At 42.4% G+C, this 9939-nt stretch carries 14 protein-coding genes, 1 tRNA gene and 1 pseudogene; 6 read left to right on the forward strand and 10 right to left on the reverse strand.

From position 1 onward, the window contains the following. The 6 genes from IQ242_RS08735 to IQ242_RS08760 form a co-directional block, all read right to left on the reverse strand. Positions 1–181: helix-turn-helix domain-containing protein (locus tag IQ242_RS08735; RefSeq protein ID WP_193959695.1), on the reverse strand; the 181-nt coding region annotated here is incomplete at its 3' end. Between the two features lie 464 nt (positions 182–645). Further along, positions 646–852, reverse strand: coding sequence for a hypothetical protein (locus tag IQ242_RS08740; RefSeq protein ID WP_193959696.1), 207 nt, complete (start codon positions 850–852; stop codon positions 646–648). Continuing rightward, entirely contained in the window at positions 849–1076 is a 228-nt protein-coding gene (locus tag IQ242_RS08745) for a hypothetical protein (protein ID WP_002758339.1), read from the reverse strand. The genes IQ242_RS08740 and IQ242_RS08745 overlap by 4 nt, the downstream gene beginning before the upstream one ends. Positions 1077–1355: 279 nt before the next feature. Further along, entirely contained in the window at positions 1356–1538 is a 183-nt protein-coding gene (locus tag IQ242_RS08750; protein ID WP_193959697.1) for a hypothetical protein, read from the reverse strand. Positions 1539–1574: 36 nt separating this feature from the next. Beyond that, entirely contained in the window at positions 1575–1940 is a 366-nt protein-coding gene (locus tag IQ242_RS08755; protein WP_193959698.1) for a clan AA aspartic protease, read from the reverse strand. Beyond that, the gene (locus IQ242_RS08760; RefSeq protein ID WP_193959699.1) at positions 1937–2212 is read right to left on the reverse strand and encodes a hypothetical protein; all 276 of its coding nucleotides are present in this window, start codon (positions 2210–2212) and stop codon (positions 1937–1939) included. Before IQ242_RS08760 ends, IQ242_RS08755 begins: the two co-directional genes overlap by 4 nt. A 358-nt stretch (positions 2213–2570) precedes the next feature. Here IQ242_RS08760 and IQ242_RS08765 point away from each other — a divergent pair, with 358 nt between their 5' ends. Beyond that, on the forward strand, positions 2571–2816 hold the full coding sequence (locus IQ242_RS08765) for a type II toxin-antitoxin system Phd/YefM family antitoxin (RefSeq protein ID WP_008201147.1): 246 nt from the start codon (positions 2571–2573) through the stop codon (positions 2814–2816). Further along, a complete protein-coding gene (locus IQ242_RS08770; protein WP_061430710.1) occupies positions 2813–3211 on the forward strand; it encodes a type II toxin-antitoxin system VapC family toxin in 399 nt (132 codons plus the stop codon). Before IQ242_RS08765 ends, IQ242_RS08770 begins: the two co-directional genes overlap by 4 nt. Positions 3212–3398: 187 nt before the next feature. Here the strand turns inward: IQ242_RS08770 and IQ242_RS08775 are convergent, their stop codons facing one another. Both IQ242_RS08775 and IQ242_RS08780 read right to left on the reverse strand, forming a co-directional pair. Then, positions 3399–3569: a hypothetical protein gene (locus IQ242_RS08775; protein WP_193959700.1), complete on the reverse strand. Its 171-nt coding sequence runs from the start codon at positions 3567–3569 to the stop codon at positions 3399–3401. Positions 3570–3701: 132 nt separating this feature from the next. Then, on the reverse strand, positions 3702–4937 hold the full coding sequence (locus tag IQ242_RS08780; RefSeq protein ID WP_193959701.1) for a helix-turn-helix domain-containing protein: 1236 nt from the start codon (positions 4935–4937) through the stop codon (positions 3702–3704). A gap of 428 nt (positions 4938–5365) precedes the next feature. Here IQ242_RS08780 and speB point away from each other — a divergent pair, with 428 nt between their 5' ends. From speB to IQ242_RS26030, 4 genes and pseudogenes are all read left to right on the forward strand, one after another. After that, complete coding sequence (speB, locus tag IQ242_RS08785; RefSeq protein ID WP_193959702.1) at positions 5366–6265, forward strand: agmatinase; 900 nt, start codon at positions 5366–5368, stop codon at positions 6263–6265. Positions 6266–6311: 46 nt separating this feature from the next. After that, positions 6312–6385: transfer RNA gene (locus IQ242_RS08790), tRNA-Val, on the forward strand. 80 nt (positions 6386–6465) lie between these two features. Next, positions 6466–7515, forward strand: a complete 1050-nt coding sequence (locus tag IQ242_RS08795; protein ID WP_193959703.1) for an aromatic ring-hydroxylating dioxygenase subunit alpha — start codon at positions 6466–6468, stop codon at positions 7513–7515. 64 nt (positions 7516–7579) lie between these two features. Further along, positions 7580–7771 (forward strand): annotated as a pseudogene (locus tag IQ242_RS26030) (hypothetical protein); the annotation flags it as partial. A 100-nt stretch (positions 7772–7871) separates the two neighbouring features. Here IQ242_RS26030 and IQ242_RS08805 read toward each other — a convergent pair. After that, positions 7872–8555, reverse strand: a complete 684-nt coding sequence (locus IQ242_RS08805; protein ID WP_193959704.1) for an N-acetylmannosamine-6-phosphate 2-epimerase — start codon at positions 8553–8555, stop codon at positions 7872–7874. A gap of 166 nt (positions 8556–8721) precedes the next feature. Then, positions 8722–9231 (reverse strand): inorganic diphosphatase, encoded by a 510-nt coding sequence (locus IQ242_RS08810; RefSeq protein WP_193959705.1) that lies wholly within the window; start codon positions 9229–9231, stop codon positions 8722–8724. Positions 9232–9939: the final 708 nt, after the last annotated feature.

Raw genomic sequence — 9939 nt, forward strand, 5'->3', positions numbered from 1 at the left:
TTGAAGAAGTTTGAGCGTAGCCTACTCTTTCTTGCTTTTCGTACCAAGCTTGTGTTCTGAGATGGAGAGCTTTATTGTAAACTAATCTTACACAGCCCAAAGTGCGCCGCAATAGCGACTCTTGTTCGGGTGTTGGGTAAAATCGGTAGCGATAGCTTTTCCATGTCTCACATTTTAGCATATATTTCGTAAACGATGCTCATATTTAACAGTAAAGCCGTCGTAGAACGACGGGGTTTCAGACCCAAATTTTCGATGATTTCGGACAAAAGAGAGAGTGGAGGGTGTTCAAACACCTAACTATTGATTATAGGTCAACTTTCTGCATAACACTCTCCAGAGTAAGGATATGGGTCAACTTTCCGTATATCACCCCATTTAGGCGCAATCGCCAGAACTTTTCCCCATATCACCCCCAAAAGCCTGTTAGCCAGATTAGCTTACTGCAAACAATCTCCTTTAAGGAAACTTATCACAAAAGCTTTCCATAGTCGTAGCAAAAATTCTTAGATATGACTGCACTTTGTTACAAAATTTCACTATTATTTCGGGTGCGGTGATTTGTTAGGTTTCTTGGTTCACAACTTCTTTAATAATTGGTCATACTCTGGGTGAGAGCCTATCCAAAACTAAACAATTACATTCTTATTCTTGATTCTTCCCTTGCGCTCTCCAACCTATACCGACTCTGATTGACCAGAGCTGGTCTTCTTGATTGACCTCCTTAAATTCTAAGCTTGGATGACTTGGGTTATCTTTCCATAACTTGTAATTTTTTCTGGCTGTTCTTTTCACTCTTTCTGGTAGCTGTTGAAATAAGCCGACGAAATCTGGATTTAGTTCCGACTTCATAGCTCATCAAATCCCATTTCTTCAGTCTGTCCGTTTTCTGAATCCGCAATAGCTTTCTGAGCAAGTTCTTTGAGAATTAAGCTGTCTTGGGGTTTAGATAATGTTTCTTGCCATTTGATTTCATTTTCGATGTCTTCAATAAACTGCTCTGCCAGTTCGTCTTGAATTGCTTCTGGCAGTTCTTGAGCTTTTTGTACAGCTTTACTTAGAAGTGTTGATAACATTTCTTTTCTTCTCTTCTCTTGAAAACATCACTACATATTATAGGTCAACTTTCTGTATAAAACTCTCTGGGGTAACGATATGGGTCAACTTTCGGTATATCGCTCTATTTAGGCGCAATTGCCAGAACTTTTCCCTATATCACGCCCAAAAGCCTGTTAGCCAGATTAGCATCTTGTCAAAAACCTTGTTTAACTAAATTCGTGACAATTAGGCTCATTCTAGCGATGATTCCTAGATCTGACCGCACCCCTTGACAAAAACTGACAATTATTCGACCTTTAGCGATCGCTATCGGGGGATAGTTGTTTTTTGTTACAGCAGTGTGGAGAAGGGAGCGGGTTTTTCAAGTTGGATTGGGAGTTAATCATGCTATTAAAAACCGATTCAATATAACGGCTAAGATAAGCGGCGGCAGATAACCTTTGCATCACAACCAATAATTTCTCATCCGTCCGCTTCATCGACTTGTTAGCCTGCGTTTGTGCTAATGCTGAGAACTACAATTCGTCAATTGTTACCAACCCACCTTCCGTAAACTGAATCACCAGTTCATGGCTATCTAATAAAGCAGTTCCAACCAGGGGTCGCCGTCCTGTGGCAAATACACGAGTTTCTCGCTCCTGACCATTCCAGATAATAATTGCTTTGTGAAGAGGCAGCATTACTTGGCTGTTGTCTGCTAAATTCGCACGCATATCGTACCTGAAAGGAAGATTCAGTAATGCTACTGCCTCCGATGGTAAACAAAGCTCATCTTTAAATCCTGTATCTACTACAAACTCAATCGGAAAGTCAGCGCGATTTGGAATCCGAAATGGGATAGTGATGATCGGGTGTCCATTAGCCACAATACCTGAAATCACTTAACTACACGCTCCATAACACCCCCACCAAAAGCGGCAGCAACGTTGTAGCCAATTTTGATCCCAAAGAGCCGAGCATGGGGGTGTTTCTCGCTCAATAAGTCAGCAGCGTGTAAGCCATTTTCATTAACTTTGTAGTCACCTGTTTCAATGTCAATGATGACCATCTTGCCAATGTTTTCTTCAACTTCCACCTCTTGACGGATTCTGCTTTCGTACAGTTTCTCTGCACGTTGAGCAACTTCTTCACGGCTTAAAAGGATAGCTTGCATATACTAACTCCCGATTGCGATTTGACTTCTGGAGACCTCTCTATAATATCTCACAGGTCTGTAGGATGAGCTTATGCTCATGCTACTACGTCTCTACAAGATTGGCGTACTGCTACCCAGTGCCTTCGGCATCGCATTTAGACTTACAGCTTCAATCAATGTGCATGGTGCGTTCCCCAAAAATCGATCGCTGGAGCGGTAGAAGTTGCATTAGGGAACGCACCCTACAGCGATAGCGTACTACAGCGATAGCGTACTGCTACGCAGTGCCTTCGGCATCGCACTTCAAACTAACTTGCCCTTGCAGAATCACCGCAACTAAACTAAACTTAGTTTGTAGATTTGGTTTTTTAAGAGCATGGAAACTGTAAACATTCATCAGGCTAAAACAAACCTTTCTCGGCTATTGTCCCGTGTGGAACTCGGAGAGGAAATCGTTATTTCAAACCGAGGTATTCCAATTGCTAAACTTGTTCCATTTCGGACATCTTTAGATCGACGGTCTAGTTTAGGACAAGATCGAGGGATGTTTACCGTACCAGATGATTTTAATGCCCCTTTACCAGAAGATATTTTGGTAGCATTTGAGGGTGGTGCGGAGTGAGACTTTTACTGGATACACAATGCTGGCTGTGGTGGTTTGCCCAACCAGACAAGTTAAGTGAGAATGTAATTGAACAAATTGCCAACGAAAGCAATGAAGTGTGGTTTTCTGTTGCCAGTGTTTGGGAGATGGGAATTAAAGTCTCAATCGGTAAATTACCACTGCCAGAGCAAATAGATAATTATGTCTCTACTCGAATGACCCAACTAGGAGCTAGATCGTTAGAGATCAATGCTTCTCATGCTTTGCGGGCGGCTGCATTGCCTTTACATCATCGTGATCCTTTTGACCGAATGCTGATTGCACAAGCTCAGGTAGAAGATATGACACTTGTGAGTGCGGATTCAACATTTAATCAATATGAAGTGTCTTTGCTTTGGGCAGCTAGTTCTTAGTCATAAACACAGAATTTCAGCTGCCTTCTAGATGTTCGTCAACCAAATTCTGTGTAGTTGCAATTATTAACTCGCACATTTTTGCAACTAATTGACTGTCATTTCTGGAAGACTCCAAAGTGACTTGACACTGACCTGCACAAGAGCCTTCAATTTCACAGCCTTTGCAGAAATCGTTCTTACAGCTTCAATCAATAGGCATGGTGCGTTCCCCAAAAATCGATCGCTGGAGCGGTAGGAGCCACATTAGGGAACGCACCCTACAGCGATAGCGATCTGCTATGCAGTGCCTTCGGCATCGCACTACAGTTGCATAACGGAATAATTTGATCGCATCTCCACCAATTAAATAAACCACGATCGCCGACCTAAACTATAGCGTTTCCTACGCTAGTGAGGTACACCTGTTTTTCTTACCTTTTGCCTCTTGCCTTTTGCCTAAAACCCATAACTTTTGTACCTCAGCAGACTGAAAAACGCTATATATCATCTAATCTGTCTGAGGTTTTCTTAGATAAGCAGCTAGTTCTTCAGAAATTACGAAACGAGGAGCATCATTATAGGTGATTTCATAAACTAACGCCTGATTCTCCAAAATTCTCAGCTTATTTCTAAGGTAAGCATGATCCTCAAAGTAATATTTGAGAGTGAAGTTATTGGTATCTTCACAATACATTACACCCTTATTCATAATGATAAACTGACGAGCAAATGGACAGTTTTGTAGATCACTTCTCATATCTGCTAGAAGTTCGGGAATTAGACTCTCAATATTTAGAAATACACTTTCCGAAGGCTGTGGCAGTAGAAAGCTCGGTTTAGCAATATTTTTGTGCGGAACTGCGAGTTTCAAAAGAGCTTTGTTAATTGATTCAAGTGCTGTTACTATTTTTGCTGAAGCGTCATTTATTGTAAGTGTAACAGGTGGTACTGAACCAGAAATTCCTAATCTAGTATTGTAATTATAAGAGTGGCCAGAAAGAGCCTTATACTCTACTTCAAGTAGTACATTTTCTCCAAAAAGCTTATCTGCTTGAGAGTGAGTCGCCACGTCAAAAAAGAATGGATTATCTTGATCAATAACAGATATTTGGAGAGGAAATAAATTTCCTAAATTACTCATGATTTTGGGCAAGGGCGAAATATTAACCTTGACTTCAATTGCTGGGGCATCTGTAAGTGAAAGAATTCCAAGTTGAATAGCCTGCTCTTTTTCTGGTTTAAGTCTAAATAAGTGTGTTAAACGTGGTTTGGAGAAATGTCTTTTAGCCCAGATTGCATCAACAATAAAATGCTTGGCTTTGACTGTATGAGCACCTGCTCGAATGTAATAGCAATTATCATGAGCCATGTGTGGCCCAGCGTGGCTCTCATAAACGGCAACAAGCAAAACAGCCGAATCGGACTGAATGACTCCTCGTCCTACTGAATCAGATATTATTTTAATCTCATATTTAGGAACTGGTTCTACTTGATTAACAATCTGATCAGCCCAGTCGCGTAAATCTTGTCTTCCAACTTTTAGATGTAGGCCATTATCAGCATTACCATGAGAGTCCACACCAGCAATAAAACACCCACCTCCAGAATTTGCAAAGGCAGATACCGCACAGCTTAGTTTCTTCTTGAGGTCTTCCAGACAAGTGCGACTTGATTTGAATTCAAAGTTATCATCCTCTGCGGATGGAAGCTGAGTGAGATCAAAATTTCCTAGGTCAATTTTCATAAGATGTGAAAAGGCGGACAAGTAGTGTAAAAAATGTTTGGCTTCTTATCAATCAAATTATACTATTGTGTGTAACTAAATTCCTGACAATTTAGGCCTATTCTAGCGATGATTCCTATATCTGACCGCACCTCTTGATAAAAATTGATAATTATTAGACCTTTAGCGATCGCTATCGGGGGATAATTGTTTTTTGTCACAGCAGTATGGAGCAGCCTAACTGATGGCTATATTTCCAGATTATCGCCCGCAGCAAACCAATCTTGAGCGAGAAATCGAGGGATGTATCCATTGATGGATCAGGGGTGTCGGCTATTGTAGTAGATATGTTTGGAGTCAGTTCAGGTTGATAAGAAAGGCTGTAATAGACAAAAATAGTCAAAATATTTATAATAGAAGATTGGACTAAAATTTTTTGTGACTTGCCCATGTTATTGTCTTGCGCCACCGGTAGCGAACAATTTTTAGGGAGTGAAGCGATCGCCACTTACGCCACAGCTAAGGCCGTGATCCTGCCGATTCCCTACGAGGCCACCACCACCTATCGCAAGGGTTGTGAAACTGGACCGGCGGCGGTGATTACCGCTTCCCAACAATTGGAAGCTTATGACGAGGAACTTAAGAGGGAAACCTGTTTAGAAGTGGGCATCTATACCCATGATGCGATCGCCGATACCCGTCAGCAACCGCAATTGTCCGCCGAGGAGATGTTAGCCGTCACCACAGCTACAGTTTCGCGTTTAATTGCCGATGATAAATTTGTCGTCGCCGTCGGGGGTGAACACGCTATCACCACGGGAGTAGTACAAGCTTATCGACAAGCTTTATCGGAACCTTTTACTGTGGTTCAAATTGATGCCCATGGCGATATGCGTTTTGAGTACGAAGGCTCCCACCATAACCACGCCTGTGTGATGCGTCGGGTGTTAGAAATGGGTTTACCGACCTTACCCGTGGGAATTCGGGCTATTTGTCGAGAAGAAGCCGAATTAATCGCTAAACAGCAGATTCCCGTGATTTGGGATCGAGATATCGCTAGGGATCCCGATTGGATCGAAAAAGCGATCGCCAAAATTACCACCGAGAAGATATTTTTAACCATAGACGTGGATGGCATCGATCCCGCTTTAATTCCGGGGGTGGGAACACCTGAACCGGGGGGGTTAAGTTGGCATCAAACCCTAAACTTTCTCCGTCGTCTTTTCCAAACTCATCAGGTGATTGGCTGCGATGTGATGGAATTGGCCCCGATTAGTGATTCGGTGGTCTCGGAATTTACCACTGCCAAGTTAATTTATAAGTTAATTGGCTATCAATTTATTGCTTAGGGGCTTGCCTAATTAGGAGCAATCGTGTTATAATAGCAATCCGTGCGGACGTATAGCTCAGTTGGTTAGAGTACATCGTTGACATCGATGGGGTCACTGGTTCGAATCCAGTTACGTCCATAAATTATCTGCCCTAGTCTTGGTCATAATCTTCATTTCTGATGATAGGATGAACGATCGAAGCTCTCCAGACAAACCCTATGACTAGCTTACTGCGCGACTTTTGGTATGTGGCCACACCGGCAAATAAACTTAAACCCGGTCAGCTAATGGCAAAAAAAATGCTAGGTGAACCGATTGTTGTCGGTAGGAGAGAGGATGGAGTAGTGTTCGCATTGCGGGATATTTGCCCCCATCGTGGCATTCCGCTGCACCATGGTTGGATTGAAGGGGATGGGGTGTACTGTTGCTATCATGGCTGGAAATTTAACACTAGCGATGGCGTTTGTTCTGAGATTCCCTCATTAACGGAACACGATCGCCTTGATATTAGCAGAATTTGTGTCACCAGTTATCCCTGTCGTGAAATACAAGGTCATATCTGGGTGTTTATTCCGGCAGACTCAAAAAGAGAAATTAATCAAGAAAATCTGCCTCCTGTGCCGACTATTGCCGATTTTGGCAAACTTACCCCCAAAATAGCCGAAACTATCACTTTTGACTGCAATATTGACCATGCAGTGGTGGGATTGATGGATCCGGCCCACGGTCCCTACGTTCATACTTCTTGGTGGTGGCGCAGCGGTCCGCGCCAATTTCGGGTCAAGGAAAAACAATACGAACCTGTTCCCCTCGGTTTTCGTCTTGCTCCCTATGATATGCCCGTCAGTGCGAAACCCTATAAAATTTTGGGTAATAAGGTATCGATTGAAATCGTTTTTGAATTGCCCTCGGTGCGTACAGAGATACTACGAGGTGAGCGCTATTTGGCCTGTGCTTTTACGGCAATTACTCCCATCGATGAAAATCACTGCGAAGTCCATCAAAGTTTATACTATACGATTCCTTGGTTGGCATTTTTAACCCCTCTTTTGCGTTATTTAACCCTACAATTTCTTAAACAGGATCGTGATGTGGTAATTAAACAACAGGAAGGACTTAGTTATCATCCAGCTTTGATGTTAATTGATGATGCCGATACCCAGGCCAAATGGTATTATCGCCTTAAGCAAGAATACGAAAAATCTCAAGCAGAAAAGCGGGATTTTGTCAACCCCATTAAAGCACAAATTTTACGATGGCGTAGTTAGAATTTGATGATTTGATTACTGGACTTGCCCACTGATTATTTATTCTCCGTTTTGCCTTTTGGCTATTGCCTCTCCTCAATTCACAAACCGGGGGATTTTAATCGCTTTGGTTGTCGCTATTTTAGCAGGTGCGGCTAAACTTTTTGGGTTCTTCGGTTTGTCTTATGCAATGGACGGGGTTATAAGGAATGAGACCCCTATAGAGACAGGGGTTGCTGCGATTTTTGTCAACTGTTTTCGATCTAGAGCGAACTAATCAATTAAATCTTTTGCCAGATAAGGATTTATTCGATTTATGCCCCCCTATCGAACCATACCAAGTAACGAAGAACCACTTTTTGTTTTTTCCCCTCCCATTAATCTTTTGATAAAATTCCTTGTAAAAAAGCGCTAGTTTTTAAATCAATCCCTGTAATTGCCGTGCCAACAACTACCGAATATGCACCAACTTCTAGGGCTTTTTTTGCTTCTGTTGGAGTCGATATTCCTCCTTCACAGATAACAGGAACTGATAACTTATTAACTAATTCTTCTAGGAAAGAAAAACTCGGCGGTGGCAGATTTTTAGTGGCTTCTGTGTAACCGTAAAGAGTTGTACCGACAATATCAGCACCAGCTGCCACAGCATAAATAGCACTTTCGATCGAGTCTATATCTGCCATGACTAATTTACCAGTTTCCCGATGAATACGATCGATAATTGTGGCTAAATTTTCATCATTAGGACGCTTTCTTGGGGTAGCATCCAAGGCAATTATATCGGCACCCGCATCGGCAATAGCGAGAGCATCTTGATATTTGGGAGTAATATATACCGAACAATCGGGATAATTGCGTTTCCAAAGTCCAATTATCGGTATATCCGGCAATTGTTGACGGGTAGCTTTCAGATGAGCGGGACTATCAATTCTTACCCCACAAGCACCCCTATCCACGCAAGCATGAGCCATGGCAGCAATAATTATAGGATCGTGCAGAGATGACTCCACTGGCGCTTGACAGGAGACGATTAAACCCGATTTTAAGGTTTCTATTCGCATAAATTGGGGTGTGGGGTGTAGGGTGTGGGGTGTAGGGAGAAGCTTTTTTCAGTGATCAGTAAACAGTAAACAGTAATCAGTGAACTGAAAACTCACATCTGATAACTGATAACTGATAACTGATAACTGATAACTGACTCCAGCAACAAACTTTTTGCCGCAAACCTTACTTATAAGCAGCAATACACTGTTCAACTAAAGCATTTACTGCGTCCACATCTTTCCAACCGAGAATTTCTGTGACTTTTTTCTCTAGATTCTTATAGGTTTTGAAAAACTCGGCGATTTCCTCCAAGCGATGGGGAGAGACATCTTTAAGAGATTTTACCTCAGCATAACGGGGATCTTTAGCGGCAACACAGAGAATTTTTTCATCGCGATCACCACCATCGATCATTTCTAACATACCAATAGGACGCGCCGTAATCACACAGCCGGGGAAAGTAGGCTGATCCATGATCACCATACCATCTAAAGGATCGCCGTCATCGGCGAGGGTATTGGGAACAAAACCATAATCACAGGGATATTGTACCGAAGAATAGAGAACGCGATCGAGAGCAAAGGCGTTTAAATCCTTATCAAACTCGTATTTATTCTTACTACCGGCGGTAATTTCCACTAAAACATTAATTAAACCGGGTTTCGGTTGGGCAGGAATGCGCGATAAATCCACAAGCTTTCTCCAAATACAAGACAATAGCGCCTTTAGAGTCACCTAAAAGCGCAAGCAAAATTAAAACACACTTTGATTGACTCCGATCCAAATTCTACCCATAAGGGGGATCGGGACGAAGAAAAAAATTTTATCTTGGCAATCGTCTATCTCAATTCTGTCACCTCATTTGCCTCGTTAGGGAGTAGGATGTGTTACCGGTAAGGGGTTCTTCGGTATAGTTAGGCGTGGAGTTATATCCAATCGCTAACAAGGGTAACGTTAGGGTCAGAATTGCGATCATGGTTCCGAGTAAATTGGCCCACCTATGACTAGGAGGTTCGGAAGTCTTCCCTGACGGGTTGCTTGATTCCATAAAGGGGTCGTGTTGAACTCGACAAGTAAAGAATACGAGAGATATATAGAGCAGTCAGCTATCGGCCTTGAGCTTTTAGCAAATTACTGCTGTTTTTTGCTTTTGAGCTTGGTTAATGTCCCGTTAAAAAGCGAAACATTAACAGCAATACTCTCCCTACTAATTATATTTTACCAATTCTTTTCCAGGAGTTCCCTCTGATACTTTTCTTGACGATCTCTCCAGATCATCGGAAATTTTGGGTCTGAAACCCCGCCGTTCTAGGTTGGCTTTACGTTAGAATTAAAAGGCCAGTCTCGAAAACCAAGTGGACGGCGCAGCACCTTGAAAACTCGGCTTAGGGGGTTCCGACC

The organism is Microcystis sp. LEGE 08355, assembly GCF_015207185.1.
GTDB classification, from domain to species: Bacteria; Cyanobacteriota; Cyanobacteriia; order Cyanobacteriales; family Microcystaceae; genus Microcystis; species Microcystis panniformis.